Raw genomic sequence first — 17,945 nt, forward strand, 5'->3', positions numbered from 1 at the left:
GCTCCCTTCGGCGGGGACACCCCGTCCCATGTCAATCTTCAGGCTCTGCGGCGGCCGCCGGGACCGGCGTCGTCGAACGCGATCCTGACTCGGCTCGTCGCCGCTGCCAAAGTGCGCCCAGAGCGAATCCAAACACTCCTGCACCGAGCGCGGCCTGCAATGCAAAGAGACCCGATTCGATCTCTCCTGATGTCGGTGTGAAGACCGGTGCGAACCAGGGACGGTATTCGGGGTTGTTTTCTTCGATGTACTCCGTAGCGGCTGTGTCGCTGCCGACGAAGCTCGAGTCCGCTGCTTGATCCCGGTTCATCCATATCGATGCGTAGAATATTACAGCGATCGCGATTACCAATGATGCGCTCGTGAGTGCAGACTTATGACGCGACATAGCTATCCTCCGTCCGGGCCTCTGCTCCGCGCCGGGCACGACGTGTCAGCACTCTCAGGCTTGCAAGCTCCGGACCGGCGATGTGGCGCAGCGTGCGGAATACCAGAACTCCGAGCAGTCCCTCGATGACAGCGAGCGGAATCTGCGTGATCGCGAATACCGAGAGGAACTTCACCAGCGAGCCCAGGATCCCGCTTGTCGCATCGGGGAATGCTACTGCCAACTGGACCGAGGTCGTGCAATAGGTGGCGAGATCGGCGCAGAACATCGCGGCGAATATGCCCACAGCTACTGGCGCGTTGAGTAATCGTAGCCCTCGCCAGGCGGCGTACCCCACCCATGGACCGACGATCGCCATGGAGAAGGCATTAGCTCCGAGGGTTGTAAGGCCACCATGCGCTAGAAGAAGTGCCTGAAAGAGAAGGACTACGGTCCCCAGAAAAGCCATCACCGGAGGGCGGAACAGCACTGCTCCGAGACCGGTCCCGGTTGGATGACTCGAGGTACCTGTCACCGACGGCAGTTTGATCGCCGATAGTACGAATGTGAATGCTCCTGCAGCGCCCAATAGCAGTCGCGTCTCAGGTCGTTCACGTACCTGGCGCACCACCGCGGTCGCGCCATGAACAACGAAGGGCGCGGCCGCCACCGTCCAGGCCGCCGCTTGAAGTGGCGGTAAGAATCCTTCTGCGATATGCATACTGGCAAGCTCCTTTCCAGCGGAATCTGAGAACTCGCGCTCCCAAGAGGCCGGCCGACCAGGGGGCGAACGGCGCTAAACGTGGACTGTCCGATTGAACGTCTACAACCTTGCGAATCTATGACCGCCGCTGCTCGGTGTGGGGCTGTTCCTGCGTCGGCGTCGATCGTGCATCAGTGGCAAACCCCTTCCCATGCCTCGGTTCGTGCCACCGCCACGTAGGCGGCTCGTAGTTCATACCTGCACATCCCTTGAGACAGACCGCCGTACGGAGCCGACTCGCCCGTCCGTCGCCGGTGGTACACGCACGGCTGTGAGGTTGTGTGCTCTCAGGGTAGACCAGATACTGTCATTGTGAAGTAGATTTTCGTAAGATTCTTGTAACGCGCCGAACAGGCAGGGTCGTGCGAGTCCTCCCCCGACGGTAGCCCGACATGGGTCCCAGGCCCGAAGGCGTGCACAGCGAACATTAGTTACAGAACGCAATTTTCAGAGAGATGAACCCGTACGACCAGCTGACTGAATGTGGGTTTGGCACGGACACGGAGAATCGTGCTGTGGTTGCCCAGCTGGTGCACCTCCGGCGGAATTTCCCAAGCCCTAGTGCCGCGCCCGTGAACCTTTGCCCTGTTGGGGTCGACACGCCGCCCGGTTGCGGTGTGTTGACCACGGCGTCGGTCAGCCTGGATAGGTGGCAGAACGAGTACGAGTGCGAGAACTCGACGACGACGAAGGTAAACGGCTGGTCCGGATCATCCGCCGCGGCACCGGATCGGTGGTGACCTGGCGTCGCGCCCAGATGATCCTGCTCTCCGCCCAAGGCATGCCGGTACCTAGGATCGCCGAAGTCAGCTTCACCAGCGCCGACCGGGTTCGCGACGTGATCCACAACTTCAACACCGACGGATTCGACTCGCTCTACCCGAAATACGCCGGCGGCCGACCGAAGAAGTTCACCCTGCCCGAACGCCGCGAGATCAAGAAGATCGCCAAGTCCACCCCCGTCGAGCACGATCTGCCGTTCTCGACCTGGAGCCTGACCAAACTCGCCGAGTTCCTGGTCGCCGAGGGGTGGTCGACGACATCAGCCACGAGGGTCTGCGCGTGCTGCTCCGAGAGGAGGGTGTCTCGTTTCAAAAAGTGAAGACGTGGAAACGGTCCAAGGACCCGGACTACGCGGCCAAGAAGGCTCGCGTCGAGCACCTGTACGCCATCGCTGATGGCGAGGTCGTGCCCGATCCCGATGAGCCACAGGCGATCTTCTGCCTCGACGAGTTCGGGCCCTTGAACTTGCAGCCACATCCGGGCCGGCAGTGGGCCGAGCGTGGCGGCAAGCACAAGGACCCGGACCGCGAGCCGCGCCGTCGGCGGCGGGCGACCTACACCCGACCGCACGGAGTGCGTCATTTGTTCGCCGCGTACGACCTGGGCAAGGACAGGCTGTACGGGCACGTCAAGACGACGAAGAACCGCACGAAGTTCCTCGAGTTCTGCCGGTATCTGCGCGGCCTGTACCCGGCCGAGGTCCGGCTCGCGATCGTGTGCGACAACTTCTCACCCCATCTGACCACGCGCAAGTGCCGGCGGGTCGCCGAGTGGGCCCGGGCGAACAACGTCGAGTTCGCGTACACCCCGACGAACAGTTCGTGGTTGAACCGCATCGAGGCGCAGTTCACCGCGTTGCGGTATTTCGCGCTCGACGGCACCGATCACGGTAGTCATCGGGAGCAGTCGTCGATGATTCGGCGCTACATCATCTGGCGGAACAAGCACGCCGAGGATCGGCGGCTGCGCGAGATCATCGACAGGGCAAACGTTGCGTGATGCGGCACTAGGTGTCTCCAGGCTTCACGTGCCGGCTACGTTACCGAGCGCAGAGTCACTGGCCGACGGGAATGCCCGTGAACGTCGATTCCCCGTGAGACCGATAACGACGTGACCCGCCGGCCCTGGGGCGAGGCCCCTCTTTGGCCCCTATCCGGCGCGCACCTGCACGATCTACGGCTTCGACACACTCGCCCGACCGCTCGCTCAAGAGATCCCAGGCTTCACAGCAGGTTGGGACCGTGCGGCCGATCGGTCCGCCGTTTCGAACGACACGAATGTGCGGTTCTCCCCTCCATGACTTGGTTGAGGCCGTCGATCGCGCACACGTTAACCGTCGCGAAACACCCGGTCATGGACAGAGCAATGTGAACGGGTTCATACTCCAGGGAGCATGTTGCCTAGATCCCCGCAAGGAGACCGCTGTGCCCCTTGGCCGACTGAACCTGGGCTTGGTGCTACCTCAGAGTGGACCGTCCGGCATTTTCGGTCCGTCATGCCAGGCGAGCGCCGAGTACGCCATCGATGAGCTCAACGCGGGCGGCGGAATCCTGGGCCGAGAGGTTACGCCGGTCTTCGTTGACGGGGGCGCGGACCCGTCCGCCGTAGCAGCATGCATCGCCGACCAGACGAAACGTCGGGAATTGGACGCCGTAGTCGGGTGGCACACGTCTGCTGTTCGTCGACGCATCGTGAGCGCCATCGGCGGACGTATTCCGTATGTCTACACCGCAGTCTACGAGGGCGGCGAGAACTCCGACGGCGTGTTCATGACGGGAGAGGTACCGACGAATCAGATTCTTCCTGCCCTGGAATGGATGACTGAGATCGGCGTGCGTAAGTGGTATGTCATTGGCAGTGACTACGTTTGGCCTCGAAAGACTGTCTCGGTCATTCGCGAATTCCTGGCGTCGAACCAGCGACCGAGTCGAGGCCGCAGCGACGTTCGACTGGCGTCGTGCGAGTTCTTGTCACTAGGCACATCCGACTTCACTTCAACGCTCGAGGCAATTGAGATGTCGGGGGCCGATGGCGTTCTCGTCCTCCTCCTCGGCCAGGACGCAGTACAGTTCAACCGGTCTTTTTCACGGAAAGGGCTGCACCGCGACATCGTCAGACTCAGTCCGCTGATGGACGAGAACATGCTGTTGGCAAGCGGCGCACACGCCGCGCACGGACTCTACTCGGTGTCGGGGTTCTTCGAGTGCCTGGTCACCGGGCACAGCATGGATTTCGAATCCAGGTACATCAAGCACTTCGGCCCGACCGCCCCGCCGATCACTTCGCCTGGAGAGTCGTGCTACGAGGGCATTCGACTGTTGGCCACTCTTGCAGACCGGGCCGGCGATCTCGACCCGATGTCTCTGAGCTATCACGCAGACCGTACCCTCGACTACGACAGCCCTAGAGGCCATGTCCGCTTCGACGGTCGCCATCTCGCTCAGGACATGTACATCGCGCGGGCTGACGGAGTAGAGTTCGACATTTTAGCGCAGGTTTCCCATGTGTGAGTTGCGTTGATGCGTTTCGAGCGATGTCGAGGCACACAGATGAAAGTGCGTTACTCGAACCACGTTTCCAATACCGTGCGCAGGACCTGCCGATCGGGAATCGCGAGTTCATCCATGAACTCGTCCTCGACCTGCTGCACGAGTGGGAGCAACCGACTGTGAGCAGAACCGCCGCGCTTCGAAGCATGGACCAGTACTTTCCTGCGATCGGCGTGATCAGGAAGGCGGAACGCCAGCGCCGTGGTGACCAGGCGATCCACATGCTTCGTCGTTGTCGGCGCAGGTGAGCCCAGGAATCGAGCGATCTCGGTCATCGCGATACCATCGTTGCGGACGATGATGTCCAATACGTACCACTGGTCCGCGGTCAACTTCTCTTGATCGACCACGTTATGGATTTTACGACTCAGGGACCGGCTCACGGCTTCCAGGGCGCCTCCGACCAAAGGTGATCGAACGACATTTCCGGATTCAGCCACCGCTTCCGACTCGATCATTCCTGTCCCTCCCCGTCCACGCGCAGTTGATCTTACCTCCTCATCAAGAGGATATCCACTGAACAAATTATTTCAAGTGGAAGTACTTGGAGTCGATCCTACACGTGAGTGGACGATGCCTGGGCGCTAGTCGGATGTGCAACCCACCCACCCCTCCTCCCGCCTACGCCGAAGACCGGAACCGGCGTCGTCCCTGCCTGCCGTCTCTGGCAACTGCTGTGAACGCCCGAGCGGCCCTCACGGCTCTTCAGTTGGCGCGGATCGCCATGGCGGACGTCGCCCACGGCGGGACCTACGCATCCTCGGCCGGAAGGCAGCCGCGGTCACGAACACCTAGCGGCAGTCGAGCACCTGAGACGAAGGCCGCCGGCGTCCTGTCCCGGAAATCCGCAGCCCAGCCGTGACAGCCAACAGTCGTGGCGGTTCCCTCCCCTCCTAGGGGCTTTGACTCGGCGCCAACGCCTGCGAGGGCGCTCGTCGCGGACCACTTGTCGAGGTCGGTGCCGCACGTCACCGAGCGCACCCTTCTTCGTGCTCTGCGCATCGGCCCGGACTGCGACCGCGGCAACACTACGACGTCTGACAATGCTGATCCCCTGCCGCCGCCGTTGGACGACCACGGTTGCTACGAGCATGCGGAGCCAACCATAGGCATCATGCGATCGCCGGAGTCTTCATCCTGTTTTGGGATGCGCAGGATTAACACATCTACACATTGACATCCGTTCCGATGTGAAGTAAAAATTGTCACGTAGGGCGGCAGGCGAAGTCTGCAGCTCGAACATCGAAGGGTGGGAGCCGAGAGATCGGAGACGCAGACACCCGGAGGGAACTTAGCCTCCCGGACCGATGCGTGTCCTGGCAACGCCTCAAGATTCAGCGCAAGCGATTCAATCTTGTTACTTCCAGAACCGAATCACGTCCCCGTAGTGTGCGGGGAGAGCGCCCGAACGCAGGGATGGTATCCATGCGCCCCTTCTCTTTTCGAACGAGAACCGGCCGGTACAGTCAATCCGGACACATTGTGACGCCGTTCAATGATTGTTGTGCTGTGAAGGATTCATTCAAGCCAACTGATATCGCCATTCCGTTGCCGGAACATTTGACACCTTCTCCCTACGAGTAGAAGCCAGCTGGACCCTCTTTGAGCCCAGCTCCGATGAAAGGAATGAGGAAATGGATGGTATCCACGACACAGGCGGCATGACCGGATACGGACCGGTCCCCTATCAGAAGGACGAGCCCTTCTTCCACTACGAGTGGGAGGGTCGAACCCTGTCGATTCTGACCTGGATGCATCTCAAGGGCATGTCGTGGTGGGACAAGTCGCGGTTCTTCCGGGAGTCGATGGGGAACGAAAACTACGTCAACGAGATTCGCAACTCGTACTACACCCACTGGCTGAGTGCGGCGGAACGTATCCTCGTCGCCGACAAGATCATCACCGAAGAAGAGCGAAAGCACCGCGTGCAGGAGATCCTCGAGGGTCGGTACACGGACAGGAACCCGTCGCGGAAGTTCGATCCGGCCGAGATCGAGAAGGCGATCGAGAGGCTTCACGAGCCCCACTCCCTAGTGCTTCCAGGAGCGGAGCCGAGTTTCTCCCTGGGTGACAAGGTCAAAGTGAAGAACATGAACCCGCTGGGACACACACGGTGCCCGAAATATGTGCGGAACAGAATCGGGGAAATCGTCACCTCCCACGGGTGCCAGATCTATCCCGAGAGCAGCTCCGCCGGCCTCGGCGACGATCCCCGCCCGCTCTACACGGTCGCGTTTTCCGCCCAGGAACTGTGGGGCGACGACGGAAACGGGAAAGACGTAGTGTGCGTCGATCTCTGGGAACCGTACCTGATCTCTGCGTGAAAGGAATACGATAGTGAGCGAGCACGTCAATAAGTACACGGAGTACGAGGCACGTACCAAGGCAATCGAAACCTTGCTGTACGAGCGAGGGCTCATCACGCCCGCCGCGGTCGACCGAGTCGTTTCGTACTACGAGAACGAGATCGGCCCGATGGGCGGTGCCAAGGTCGTGGCCAAGTCCTGGGTGGACCCTGAGTACCGCAAGTGGCTCGAAGAAGACGCGACGGCCGCGATGGCGTCATTGGGCTATGCCGGCGAGCAGGCACACCAGATCTCGGCCGTCTTCAACGACTCCCAAACACATCACGTAGTGGTGTGCACTCTGTGTTCGTGCTATCCGTGGCCGGTGCTTGGCCTCCCGCCCGCCTGGTACAAGAGCATGGAGTACCGGTCCCGAGTGGTAGCAGACCCTCGTGGAGTACTCAAGCGCGATTTCGGGTTCGACATCCCCGATGAGGTGGAGGTCAGGGTTTGGGACAGCAGCTCCGAAATCCGCTACATCGTCATCCCGGAACGGCCGCCGGCACCGACGGTTGGTCCGAGGACGAGCTGGCGAAGCTGGTGAGTCGGGACTCGATGATCGGTGTCAGTAATGCGCTCACACCGCAGGAAGTGATCGTATGAGTGAAGACACACTCACTGATCGGCTCCCGGCGACTGGGACCGCCGCACCGCCCCGCGACAATGGCGAGCTTGTATTCACCGAGCCTTGGGAAGCAACGGCATTCGGGGTCGCCATCGCGCTTTCGGATCAGAAGTCGTACGAATGGGAGTTCTTCCGGCAGCGTCTCATTCACTCGATCGCTGAGGCCAACGGTTGCGAGGCATACTACGAGAGCTGGACAAAGGCGCTCGAGGCCAGCGTGGTCGATTCGGGGCTGATCAGCGAAGATGAGATCCGCGAGCGCATGGAATCGATGGCCATCATCGACTGACATTCCCAGCGTTTCCATCCAGCAGCAGTGCGGGCGTACCCCGACGGGTCTGAGCCGACGGGGTACGCCCGCACGTCATGACGGTGGTTCCAAATTTGGCTCGGTGAGTACTGAACTCGCGGAAGGTAACGCGGTGACGCTGTAGGCGTTTATGGCAAGTGGGACTCCGGTGCACCGAGCCTGAGGTGTTCGATATGGTATACCGCTTCGTCCAACAACGACGCGACATGCGAGTCGTAGAGGCTGTACACCACGCTACGGCCACTGCGTTCGCCGATCACCAACCGCAGCGCTCGCAACAGGCGGAGCTGGTGAGAAACCGCAGGTTGTTCCATACCGACAGCCTCGGCGAGCTCGGTGACTCCGCATGGTCCTTGCCGCAACCTGGCCAGCATCAACAGTCGATTCGGTGACGCCAATGCCTGCAAAGTCTCCGCGACTGTTGCCGCCGCAGCCGGGTCCAAAGCGACCACCGGGGTCGCTGAACGAACCCGCATACCGTGTCCCATGCACCAATTCAATCACACCTCTACACATATAAATCTCAACACTCTTGCATGCGTTGGCTTCAAACTCCTTCCTGCCGCAATGCCGGTGGATAGGCCCCTGGCGGATCGACACCGATAGGCGCAGCGCGCCTGCCCGCCAACCTGAACGTGAATAACGGCAGTACGCACCCAGCCTGCAGGAACAGGCACCCGCCACCAGTTTTCGCGCGGTGACCACGCAACCCTGCTCGGAAACGAAGGAGAACACGTGTCTAACCGCTCGCCCCGCCCAGAACGAGAGAACCGGATCAACCATTTTCACCCGGTAGAAGATCAAGATTGTCTAACCGATACCGACCTCGCAACTGTCATCAGAACCCTCACCGGTGAAGCTGCATTCCGTCCTCGCGACCGAAAAGACAAGTGATATCTGCGTCTTCATCCATCCTGGCCTCGCCGTGCCCGGTCCGTGGCATCGGCACCCGGAACCGCCTCTGACGGGCAGTCAGGGGCGATATCAGTGGGTGTCAAGTCCCGAGTTTTGTTGAGGCTGAGCGTGTGTTCAATTCTCAGGCCGCGGAGGCGGCCGGCGTTTGCGCGTAGTAGGCGGCCTCGATCTCGGCCGGAGTGCGATAGTCGAGCATGCCGTGGACCCGTTCGGTATTGAACCAATGCGCCCATTGCGCGGTGGCCGCTTCGACGTCCTCCCGGCCGGCCCAGGGACCGTCGAGGAAGATCAACTCGGCCTTGAACGCCGCGCTGACGACCTCGATGACCACCCTTTCCGAACAGCTCCGCAAGACCCTGACCTGGGACCGGGGAAGGAACTGTCCGGTCATGCCCAGTTCGCCCTCGATACCGGCACGAGAGTGTTCTTCGCCGACCCGCACTCACCCTGGCAACGGCCGACGAACGAGAACGCGAATGGTCTGTTGCGCCAGTACTTCCCGAAGGGAACCGATCTGTCCCGCTGAACCGCCGAGGACGGAATGTGTCAAGCAGTTTGAGTCCAGTGGGTGTCAGGCGGCTGCCGTTTCGTCCTCCACTGTGGTCTCGGGATGGTCGGCTGGCCGGTTGATGTAGACGGTGTCGGGTAGGTCGAGGATCTTCGGCGCCGCCGCGGTGCCGAAGCGGTGTGGATGCTGGGCGCGGGCGGTATCGAGTACCCGCCGGCGTTCTGCGGACTTGCCGGCGGCCAGGCCGAAGTGGACGTCGGCGGGCGTGTGCAACCCGATTCCGGTGTGGCGGTGCTCGTGGTTGTACCAGTCGGTGAACTCGATCATGAATTCCCTTGCTTGACTGAGGGATCCGAACCGTTCGGGGAAACGATGCCCGTACTTGAGGGTTTTGAACATCGATTCGGAGTACGGGTTGTCGTTCGAGACCCGCGGCCGCGAATGCGAACGGGTGACCTCGAGATCAGCCAGCAACGTGGCGACGGACTTGCTGGTCATCGACGTACCACGGTCAGCGTGCACGACCTGCGGAATCCCGTGTACGGCGAAGATCTGCTCCATCAACTCCCGCGCCAGCAGACCCGATTCGTGAGCGTGAACATGGACTCCGACGATGTACCGCGAGTAGATGTCGATCATCACGTACGCATCGAAGTAGCGGCCCTTCTCCGGCCCGGCAAGCTTCGTGATGTCCCACGAGTACACCTGCCGCGGCGCGGTCGCGACCAACTCCGGGCAGGTCCTCGCCGGATGCCTCGCGAGCCGGCGACGCTCGCTGACCTGCGCATTCTCGCGCAACACGCGGTACATCGTGGACACCGAACACAGGTAGATGCCCTCGTCGAGCAGTTGCGCATACACCTCGAGCGGAGCCTGATCGACGAACCGATCACTATTGAGCACATCGAGGATCTGCTGCCGCTCGAGGGCGGTGAGTTTGTTCGCCGGCTCGGTCGCGGGCCCGTGGGCGACGTCGAGTGTCGGCGCGGAGGCTGCGGTGCGCCGCCGGACTGCGGTCGAACGCACCACACCGGTCAGCGTGCTGGCCGTCCTCGTCGACACCCCAGCTTCGGCCAGCTCGGTCCACGCTACGGTCAGCGCTTGTTCGGCTTGTCGTCGAAATCCGCTCTCTCGGAGAGAGATTCCAAGAGAGCGTGAGCTTTTCCCATGATGTCCAGTGCGGCCTCGGTGGTGGTCAGTCTCTTGTTTGCGCGGGCGAGCTCCTGCTTGAGTCGGGCGATCTCGGCCTGCTCGGCGGTGAGTTTGCCGATCTTCGTGCCGGGTTGCTTGCCGTCGAGCACGCCGGCGTCGCGTTGTTTGCGCCACTCGCTGATCAGCGACGAGTACAGGCCTTCACGGCGCAGGTATGCCCCGCCTTCGTTCGTCTCGCAGGCCTGTTCGTACGCGTCCAGGTGGGAGAGCTTGTCGGCGGGGCTGAACACGCGCCGGCGGGGTCCGTCGGCTCGGGGGTGAGTGGAGACCATGCGGTCATTGTCCTCGACCGCTGTAGGGGTGGACATCGTCATCGTTGGGTTGATCCGTATCTCGCCCTGCAGGCGGGGTTGCTGTGAACCAGTGGACTCAACTCATGCTGACACGCAGGGTTTCGCCGGGGCTGGTGACGAGCAGTATGCCGGTTTTCGCGCTGACTCGAATGTCCTCGATACCGACGATCTCGCCGACTTCTTCGCGGATCGACATCTCGCAGTGGCTGCAGGTCATCCCTGTCACCCGGTACTCGTTCTCGGTCATGGTCTCCTCCTCATTTATACCCCTCCGGGGTACCTACAGATCCAAGGTATACCCCCGGGGCGTATATACTGGAGGGTGGGTGCCGGTACCGGATGCGAGTCCTGGCCCGAGGCGGGTGTCAGAGCGAGGGTGAACGGCCGACCTTCGTGCGCACCACTTCGATCACTTGCTGTTCGACGGATACCGCACTGTCGCGACCCCCGAAAGTCCACATTTCGAGATCTTCGGCGTACTCCGGCGGGCGAGGAGTCGCGCGCCGGAGCACGCTTCTGGTCAGTTGGTGGTGGAAGCGGGCTCCTCCAAGCGCAGGGTGTCCTCGCGCGCGGGGGCCTTCATCGTGACGAGCGCGGCGATTGCGCCGAGGAGTGCGATTGCGATTGCGCCCGCGCCCAGGAATGCTGCGGAAAAGCCGTCGGTGAGCGCCGGCAGGTCACCGAGCCGGTCAGCGCCGTAGGCTGCGGCCACCGCCGTTGTCGCTGCGAGCCCGAGTGCCGAGCCCACCTGGTCGGCCATCCCGGCGACGGTGACGTCGAATATGTCGGTGCCGTCCCGTAGGGCGTTCAGCGCCTGTCGTGCCTGTTCCTGCTCCCACGGCACCGGGGTGGTCGATCGCGGACGCGACCCGCCTTTGCCGGGAGCGTGATCGATCCGCAGGGCCGATCACCTACATGTGCTTAAGTGCGCACATATGCGCTATGGTGGGTGGGTAGCCCCACGGTGCAGGAGGTCCTCGGGTGCTCGAAATTCTGCGGAACCGAACGTTCCGACGTCTGTTCGCTGCGCAGGTCGTCGCCCTGGTCGGCACCGGCCTGCTGACCGTGGCGCTCGGACTGTTGGCGTACGACCTGGCCGGCGCACGAGCCGGCGTGGTGCTGGGAACGGCGTTGGCCCTCAAGATGGTCGCCTACGTGCTGGTGGCACCGGTGATCTCGGCGGTGACCGATCGGGTGCCGCGGCGGGCGCTGTTGGTGGGGGCGGACGTGGTGCGGGCGGCCATCGCGCCGATGCTGCCGTTCGTGGATCAGCCGTGGCAGATCTATGTGCTGATCTTCGCGCTGCAGTCGGCGTCGGCGACGTTCACCCCGGCATTCCAGTCGGTGATCCCCTCGGTGCTGGTCGACGAGGAGGACTACACCCGCGGATTGTCACTCTCGCGGCTGGCCTACGATCTCGAATCGCTGCTGAGCCCGGTCCTGGCGGCCGCGCTGCTGGTAGTGATGACATACAACTACCTGTTCCTCGGCACCATGGTCGGGTTCGTGATCTCGGCGTCGCTGGTGGTGGCCACGGCGCTTCCGGTGATCGCTCCGGCGGATCGTTCGGTGCCACTGGTGCACCGGATCACGCTCGGCTCCCGGGTGATGTCTGCCCGGCCGACGCTGCGCGGACTGCTCGCCCTGAACCTGGTGGTCGCGTCGGCGACCGGCCTGGTGCTGGTCAACACCGTCGTCTACGTCCACGACCTCCTGGGCGATTCGAACACCGGGGTCGCGGTCGCGCTCGGCCTCTACGGCGCAGGTTCGATGCTGGTGGCGCTCACGTTGCCGCGGATGCTCGACCGGATCCCGGACCGGCGGGTGATGCTCACCGGAGCCGTCCTCGTGCCGATCGGGCTGGCGGCCACCGCGGCGCTGCTGGTGGCCGATCCCGGCCGCAGTATCGGATGGGTCGCACTCGCCGTGATCTGGCTGGCGTTGGGTGCGGGCACCTCCCTGATCAACACCCCCTCCGCCCGGCTGCTGCGCTCTGCCTCCGAGCCGGCGAATCGGGCCGCGGTGTTCACCGCCCAGTTCTCCCTCTCACATGCCTGTTTCTTCGTCACCTACACGATCGCCGGCTGGGTCGGGGCCACGGCAGGACAGCCGAGCGCGGCGGTCCTGCTCACCGTGCTCGCTACACTCGCAGGACTGGTTGCCGGGCGGGTCTGGCCGACGCAGCCCCGACAGATCGAAGCGGTGCCGCAGAAAGGGTGTGAGCGATGAAGCCGGTCCCCGACTCGGCGCACGAGCCGGCAAGCCTGACCCACCCGGTCACGCCCGATCCGCAGCGGCTCGACGCGGCGACGTCCACGTTCCGGATGCTCGCCGACCCCACCCGCCTGTACATCCTGTGGCTGCTCACCCAGGGCGAGGCCGACGTCACCGCCCTGACCGAAGCGTGTGCGGCCTCCCGCACCGCCGTCAGCCAGCATCTGGCCAAGCTGCGCTTCACCGGACTGGTCGAGACCCGCAAGGACGGCCGCCACGTCGTCTACCGCATCCGCGACGGTCACCTCGCCCGCCTGGTCCGCGAGGGAATGAACCACGCCGACCACGTCGTCACCGGCGAGCCCCCGCACGAATAGACCCCGCTCTCATCCGGTCGACTCCGTACCCGGTCCGGTCGGCGCTGCGGTCGGCGCCCCTACCTCTTCCCGCTCGTGCCACCCCACGGGGCCACCGTCGAGGTACCTGCGCACGCGCAGTGTTGCAGCCACGGGCGCATCGGCTCCGGAGGTGGAGATGCGGCCCAAGCGAAACCTCGTGACACTGGCGGGGCTCATGGTCGCCCTGGCCGGCGGATGCTCGTCTACCCCGTCCTCCGAGTCCCTGCAGACGGGCGATTTGCCGCTGCGGCAGGTCGCGCAGGTGCAGTTGACCGGCGGACCGGTGCGGTTCGACTACACCAGCCTCGATGCCGGACGCGGACTGCTGTTCCTCGCCCACATGGGCGCCGGTGAGATCATCGAGGTCGACGTGCACACTCACCAGGTCGTCCGCACCCTCGCCGATGTTCCCGACGTGCACGGAGTGCTCGTCGTACCGGACGAACACCGCGTGTATGCCACCGCCACCGGACGCAACCAGCTGGTCGCCTTCGACGAGGACACCGGTGACGTCGTGTTCACCGCGCCGACCGGGAAATATCCCGACGGGTTGGCCTACGACCCGGTCCGCCACACGGTGTGGACGACCAACGAGCTCCGAGGTCGCCGCCCGCGACTCGAAACGGGCACCGCGGGTGACCAGGGTGATGCCGGCGTGCTCGACCCCGGGAATCAGCTCGACCGCGGCCCGGGTGATCACCTCGAGGGTGCGCTCGAGGCTGGCATGCTCGTCACGCATCTGCCGGGCGGTGTGTTCGAGCGCCGCCGCAGGCGCCGCTCGAACGACTCCACTCCCCGCTCGCCGCCGGGGTGCTCGGTGACCATCACCCCATGGCGGCACGGACACCCTCGACCGGCCGGGCGGGTCGGTTGCCGGCGCCGCCAGGGGTACTGCCCCATCAGCCGGGGTCGGCCGCATCCGGAAAGCGGCGGCGCGGTCAGGCGCGGCCGGCTCAGCAGCGTAGCCGGCGGCGCCGCCATCGCGACGGCGCCCGCCGGAGGATGAGGCCGGGCGGGCCACCAGTGCGAGCGCGCCGCGATGACCCCTGAGAGTCCCGGCAGCGGGAGCCGCCCGGTGTGAACGGGTGCGCAAACCTCACGGCAACCACACTTTTCGGAAATGTTCCGCCGCAGCCCTCGTCGCACCCTTGCCGGGAGCCCGCCGGTCCGGTGCGGGCGCGGTTCACACCCGTGATCGGTCGGGGAGGGACGTGTTGCGACAGAGAGGAGTATTCGGTATTTTATAGCTTTCCGTCCCGCCCGGTATCCGATGGCGTGCATGGCATGCACGCCACGCGTGCAGGGGCCCGTGTCACGGCGGGCTTTTCGGCTCGGCTCCCGCCAGGTCGGGCGGACGATCACTCCCGCCCGGGGCGCGACCCGGCTCCGCACCACGATCCTCCTGCCGCACCGGTGGGGCCGGCCGTCAGGGGCGCGACGCCAGGGGACGCACCGGAATTCGGCTCGCTCCTCGGGGTCTCGGCGGGTCATCCCCGCTCGTTCGGGTCCGATGCTGCCGCGGCGCGCACCTCGCGCAGTTCGGCGCGCAGCTCGTCGGCGCGGTCGCGGGCGGCATCGACCTGAGCCCGGGCCGCGGCGGTCTCGGCGCGGGCGGCGGCGAGGTCGGCGCGCACGGCCTCGGTGCGCTCCCGCTCGGCGGCGGTCTCGGCGCGGGCCGCGGCCAGGTCGGCGTCGAGCCGGCCGACGGTGACGGCGCCCTGCTCGGCGGCGGCACGCAGCTGCGCGAGCCGGTCGCGCTGCTGTTCGACGAGGGTCTCGAGGTCGGTGATCCGCCGTCGGTGCGCCGCGTCGCTGTCGGCGGCCGGGCCTGGACCGCCTCGACCGCGGTGGCGTGGTCGGCGCGCAGCCGGTCGAGTTCACTCGCGTGCTCGCGGCGGGCCGCAGTCAGCTGCGCGGCGGCGTCGTCGGCCTGCGCGAGCGCGGCGGCCGCGGCCGCCTCGGCGTCGGCGCGCTCGTCGCGGGCGGTGTCGAGTTCCTCCCGCAGGCGGGCGATCTCGCGCCGGCGTCGGCGCGGACCTTGTCGGCGTCGGCGTGGACCCGGCGCAGATGCGCGTCGAGCGCGGCCGGGTCGGCCAGCAGCGCGGTGGCCGCGGTGATCGACGCGGCCACCTCCGTGAGGCGTGCGAGGGCGGCCTGAGTCTCCTGCCGCAGCAGCGGCACCGCCTCGGCCAGGGTGGACACCGCCGCGACCGGATCGGTGGGGGCGGCCGCGGCGAGCCGCTCGGCGCGGGCCCGCTCCTTCTGCCGTTGCCGCCAGGCCCGGACCCGGTCCGCGTCCGAGGCGTACTCGCGGCGCCGCCCTCCCCTGCTGCCCTCGGTCATGACGCCACCCCTTCCGCTGGTGTCCGGTCGTCACCCGGGACTACCGTCAACCGTATCGTTTAGTACGTAACATGATACGTACGAAACGGTGAGCGGGTGGCGAGTCGACACTCGGGTGGCGCATTTGTTGTTGTCGGTTCTCACCGGATCTGGCGTGTTTCTCACCTATCTGGCGGCGTGGTGGCGCGTTTCTCACTGAGGTGGCGGAGATGATGCCTCGGTGCTGGGTCATGCAGAGGGGCTCGGGTGCTCCGCCGACGGGTTCGAGGCGGTGTTCGCGGGCGAGAGCGGTGTCGAGCGGGTGCCGTGGCGGCGGGTGCCGGAGGTGGTCGACGAGCTGGTCCGGCCGGTGCGCTCGTTCCCGTCGTATCGGGGGCAGCGGAACTTCCCGGGGTGGTACTGGTCGGCGACGCTGGGCCGTCAGATCGGGTTCGAGTCGTGGGTCGAGCGGGATCATCTGGTGGCGTTGGACTTCGACGCGTGCGTGGTCGGCGTCGCGTCGCAGCCGTTGTGGCTGCTCTGGACGCCGGAGGGCGGCACGCCGCGCCGTCACGCCCCGGACTTTTTGGTGCGGTCGGTCGACGGGACGGTGGCGGTGGTGGACTCGCGTCCGCTGCACCTGATCGGCGACAGACCCTGCGGCTGCACCAGCACCGCCCCGGAACCCTCCTCGAGCGAGCCGACTACCTGCACGCCCGCACCGGCGGCATGATCGGCAGTCTCGATCACCTGATCTACGAGGCCGCCAATGACGCCATCACCGACGGCGCCGAGACGATCACCCAAGCCCACCTCGACGCCGCGCTGCTCGACGGCGCCGCCGTGGCCCAGTTCCAGCCGCACCGGCCCGGGAACGGCCGATGACGCTATGGCAACAGCCCGCCCACCTCCTGCCCGTCCGAGTCCGCCCGATCGGCGGGGAAACCGTGGTGTCCTACGTCTTCCGACTCGCCGCCGCGAACGCCCTGGCCCGGCCGACCACGCTGCTGCGTGCCCTCGGCGACCCCCTCGGCGTCCGCCCCACCGCGACGATGGTGCACAACAGCGAGGTCACTCTCAACGCACCCGCCCTCGCCCGGCTGGAAACCTTCACCGGTCTGCCCGCCGCTTGGCTGTGTCACGCACTGCCCGGCCTGTCGGCCTCCCGAGGCGACCGACTACCGCACACCGACCCGACGCTCCGTGCCTTCCGCAGCGCAGCCATCCGCGACCACTGCCACTGCTGCATCGCCCGCATTCCCGGCCGTCCTCAGGTCCGCGTCCGCGGCCACGAGGCCCCGTCCATCTGCCGGCGACACCGCCGCTGGGTCGGGACCACCGGCGATCACCCCGACCAGATCGACCTGTCGGGAAACGCCGAGATCCTCACCGCCGACCGCCGACCGCCGACTCGGCGGCTGTGCTCGACTGTCGAAGACCTCGCCTGGGTTCGTGAACAGCTCTGGCACGCGAACCGGATCGTCACCAACTGGCACCGCACCCGCGCCCGTTTCCCCACCGACACCTTCGCAAACCTGCACACCCGGTGGGACCGACGGGCAGCCACCCTGCCCCGATCCGCGAGCGCAACCTCACTGCTGGTCATGCCCGAAGCCGTCCGCTCGCCGAGATCCTCTGCGACCTCGAATGGCGACGCCATGTCGCCCTGGCCGACTACGACCATGCTGTGACCCAGTTCTATCGCCGCATCGCTCGCCACCTCGGACAACCCGCGCGATTCGGCGACCTGCTGTGCTGCCCAACCGGATCGATCCACTCGAAAGCTGGATCATCGAGCACCGCAGACGATTCAGAGCAGTCCGCGAGAGGCATTGGAGAACAGCCCGCTTCCACAACCCCATCCTCCCGACAATCCGCCACTTCAAGTGAGAAGCACCGACCGACGACAACACCACCCCCAACTGGCGGAAACCAGGTCAACCCCACCAGCCGCGCCAGATCAACCGAGAACCGACAGTCCGGATGTGGCGGGGAGAGGATGCCTCGGTGCCGACGGTTCGACTCCTGGGTCGGGCAGGATCACCGGGTGGCGTGGGGGTCGAGGCCCTGACTGGGAGCATGATGTCGCAGCCCGGGCGGCCTCAGCAGAATGCGCGCAGACGACCGCGCCACGCCCCGTCCTGCCCGCATCCCCCGGCTACTTCGACGAGGCCTCCGGGGGGCGTGGGCAGTCCGCAGTTCCGCGCCCCCGGCTCCTACCGGTTGCGTCCACCGCTCGCCGGTGGTGGGACGCCGTCACCGCCACATGTCACGTCACGCGTCAGGATCGTCGGGGCCGTGCCACCGCTCCCCTGGGGAGGCGTCCCTGTTGCGGATTTCC

Annotated in this window: 16 protein-coding genes and 6 pseudogenes; 11 read left to right on the forward strand and 11 right to left on the reverse strand. The window is 65.2% G+C overall.

Features of this window, described 5'->3' with window-relative positions; genetic code table 11:
- Positions 1–31: 31 nt before the first annotated feature.
- Both LZP97_RS26610 and LZP97_RS26615 read right to left on the reverse strand, forming a co-directional pair.
- Entirely contained in the window at positions 32–388 is a 357-nt protein-coding gene (locus tag LZP97_RS26610) for an energy-coupling factor ABC transporter substrate-binding protein (RefSeq protein ID WP_075288616.1), read from the reverse strand.
- Complete coding sequence (locus tag LZP97_RS26615) at positions 375–1,088, reverse strand: energy-coupling factor ABC transporter permease (protein WP_185712642.1); 714 nt, start codon at positions 1,086–1,088, stop codon at positions 375–377. The genes LZP97_RS26610 and LZP97_RS26615 overlap by 14 nt, the downstream gene beginning before the upstream one ends.
- Before the next feature lie 691 nt (positions 1,089–1,779).
- Here LZP97_RS26615 and LZP97_RS26620 point away from each other — a divergent pair.
- Positions 1,780–2,912 (forward strand): annotated as a pseudogene (locus LZP97_RS26620) (IS630 family transposase).
- 425 nt (positions 2,913–3,337) lie between these two features.
- Positions 3,338–4,423: a substrate-binding domain-containing protein gene (locus LZP97_RS26625; protein WP_006940503.1), complete on the forward strand. Its 1,086-nt coding sequence runs from the start codon at positions 3,338–3,340 to the stop codon at positions 4,421–4,423.
- A gap of 50 nt (positions 4,424–4,473) precedes the next feature.
- Here the strand turns inward: LZP97_RS26625 and LZP97_RS26630 are convergent, their stop codons facing one another.
- Positions 4,474–4,920, reverse strand: coding sequence for a MarR family transcriptional regulator (locus LZP97_RS26630; protein WP_234575176.1), 447 nt, complete (start codon positions 4,918–4,920; stop codon positions 4,474–4,476).
- Between the two features lie 1,176 nt (positions 4,921–6,096).
- On the opposite strand from LZP97_RS26630, the gene nthB reads away from it, so the two are divergent.
- The 3 genes and pseudogenes from nthB to LZP97_RS26645 all read left to right on the forward strand — a co-directional run bounded on the left by nthB (position 6,097) and on the right by LZP97_RS26645 (position 7,721).
- Positions 6,097–6,786, forward strand: coding sequence for a nitrile hydratase subunit beta (nthB, locus tag LZP97_RS26635; RefSeq protein ID WP_185712640.1), 690 nt, complete (start codon positions 6,097–6,099; stop codon positions 6,784–6,786).
- 13 nt (positions 6,787–6,799) lie between these two features.
- Positions 6,800–7,410, forward strand: a pseudogene (gene nthA / locus LZP97_RS26640) (nitrile hydratase subunit alpha).
- Positions 7,407–7,721, forward strand: coding sequence for a nitrile hydratase accessory protein (locus LZP97_RS26645; protein WP_044476167.1), 315 nt, complete (start codon positions 7,407–7,409; stop codon positions 7,719–7,721). Before nthA ends, LZP97_RS26645 begins: the two are co-directional and overlap by 4 nt.
- Positions 7,722–7,870: 149 nt before the next feature.
- Here the strand turns inward: LZP97_RS26645 and LZP97_RS26650 are convergent, their stop codons facing one another.
- Complete coding sequence (locus tag LZP97_RS26650) at positions 7,871–8,230, reverse strand: ArsR/SmtB family transcription factor (protein WP_185712639.1); 360 nt, start codon at positions 8,228–8,230, stop codon at positions 7,871–7,873.
- Between the two features lie 548 nt (positions 8,231–8,778).
- Entirely contained in the window at positions 8,779–8,988 is a 210-nt protein-coding gene (locus LZP97_RS26655) for an integrase core domain-containing protein (RefSeq protein ID WP_234575178.1), read from the reverse strand.
- Here LZP97_RS26655 and LZP97_RS26660 point away from each other — a divergent pair.
- Positions 8,966–9,180 (forward strand): annotated as a pseudogene (locus LZP97_RS26660) (IS30 family transposase); the annotation flags it as partial. The gene LZP97_RS26655 and the pseudogene LZP97_RS26660 overlap by 23 nt on opposite strands.
- Positions 9,181–9,228: 48 nt before the next feature.
- On the opposite strand, the gene LZP97_RS26665 reads toward LZP97_RS26660, so the two are convergent.
- From LZP97_RS26665 to LZP97_RS26675, 3 genes and pseudogenes are all read right to left on the reverse strand, one after another.
- Positions 9,229–10,649 (reverse strand): IS3 family transposase gene (locus LZP97_RS26665; protein ID WP_234575247.1). Its coding sequence is split into 2 segments (ribosomal slippage): positions 9,229–10,286 and positions 10,286–10,649, totalling 1,422 coding nucleotides; the frame shifts between segments, so codons are not numbered across the junction.
- Between the two features lie 124 nt (positions 10,650–10,773).
- Positions 10,774–10,917 (reverse strand): annotated as a pseudogene (locus LZP97_RS26670) (heavy-metal-associated domain-containing protein); the annotation flags it as partial.
- 273 nt (positions 10,918–11,190) lie between these two features.
- Positions 11,191–11,421, reverse strand: a pseudogene (locus LZP97_RS26675) (hypothetical protein); the annotation flags it as partial.
- Positions 11,422–11,651: 230 nt separating this feature from the next.
- On the opposite strand from LZP97_RS26675, the gene LZP97_RS26680 reads away from it, so the two are divergent.
- Together LZP97_RS26680 and LZP97_RS26685 are read left to right on the forward strand one after the other, a co-directional pair.
- Positions 11,652–12,899: an MFS transporter gene (locus LZP97_RS26680; RefSeq protein ID WP_234575180.1), complete on the forward strand. Its 1,248-nt coding sequence runs from the start codon at positions 11,652–11,654 to the stop codon at positions 12,897–12,899.
- Positions 12,896–13,261 (forward strand): ArsR/SmtB family transcription factor, encoded by a 366-nt coding sequence (locus LZP97_RS26685; RefSeq protein ID WP_185712635.1) that lies wholly within the window; start codon positions 12,896–12,898, stop codon positions 13,259–13,261. Before LZP97_RS26680 ends, LZP97_RS26685 begins: the two co-directional genes overlap by 4 nt.
- Positions 13,262–13,877: 616 nt before the next feature.
- Here LZP97_RS26685 and LZP97_RS27560 read toward each other — a convergent pair.
- The 3 genes and pseudogenes from LZP97_RS27560 to LZP97_RS26705 form a co-directional block, all read right to left on the reverse strand.
- A pseudogene (locus LZP97_RS27560) lies at positions 13,878–14,021 on the reverse strand (GAF and ANTAR domain-containing protein); the annotation flags it as partial.
- Between the two features lie 748 nt (positions 14,022–14,769).
- Positions 14,770–14,916 carry a hypothetical protein gene (locus tag LZP97_RS26695; RefSeq protein ID WP_234575181.1) on the reverse strand — a complete coding sequence of 49 codons (147 nt, stop codon included), beginning with the start codon at positions 14,914–14,916 and terminating at the stop codon, positions 14,770–14,772.
- Between the two features lie 271 nt (positions 14,917–15,187).
- Positions 15,188–15,625: a hypothetical protein gene (locus tag LZP97_RS26705; RefSeq protein WP_234575183.1), complete on the reverse strand. Its 438-nt coding sequence runs from the start codon at positions 15,623–15,625 to the stop codon at positions 15,188–15,190.
- A 220-nt stretch (positions 15,626–15,845) separates the two neighbouring features.
- Between LZP97_RS26705 and LZP97_RS26710 the strand changes: the two genes are divergently transcribed.
- From LZP97_RS26710 to LZP97_RS26720, 3 genes are read left to right on the forward strand one after another with little or no spacing between them, the layout of a single operon-like run.
- Positions 15,846–16,337: a TnsA-like heteromeric transposase endonuclease subunit gene (locus tag LZP97_RS26710; protein WP_442792849.1), complete on the forward strand. Its 492-nt coding sequence runs from the start codon at positions 15,846–15,848 to the stop codon at positions 16,335–16,337.
- Positions 16,334–16,489, forward strand: a complete 156-nt coding sequence (locus LZP97_RS26715) for a hypothetical protein (RefSeq protein ID WP_442792850.1) — start codon at positions 16,334–16,336, stop codon at positions 16,487–16,489. The genes LZP97_RS26710 and LZP97_RS26715 overlap by 4 nt, the downstream gene beginning before the upstream one ends.
- Positions 16,486–17,295 carry a TniQ family protein gene (locus LZP97_RS26720; RefSeq protein WP_234575185.1) on the forward strand — a complete coding sequence of 270 codons (810 nt, stop codon included), beginning with the start codon at positions 16,486–16,488 and terminating at the stop codon, positions 17,293–17,295. The genes LZP97_RS26715 and LZP97_RS26720 overlap by 4 nt, the downstream gene beginning before the upstream one ends.
- The last annotated feature ends 650 nt before the right edge of the window (positions 17,296–17,945 follow it).

It is taken from the genome of Rhodococcus sp. DMF-1 (assembly GCF_021441945.1).
Classification (GTDB): Bacteria; Actinomycetota; Actinomycetes; order Mycobacteriales; family Mycobacteriaceae; genus Rhodococcus; species Rhodococcus ruber.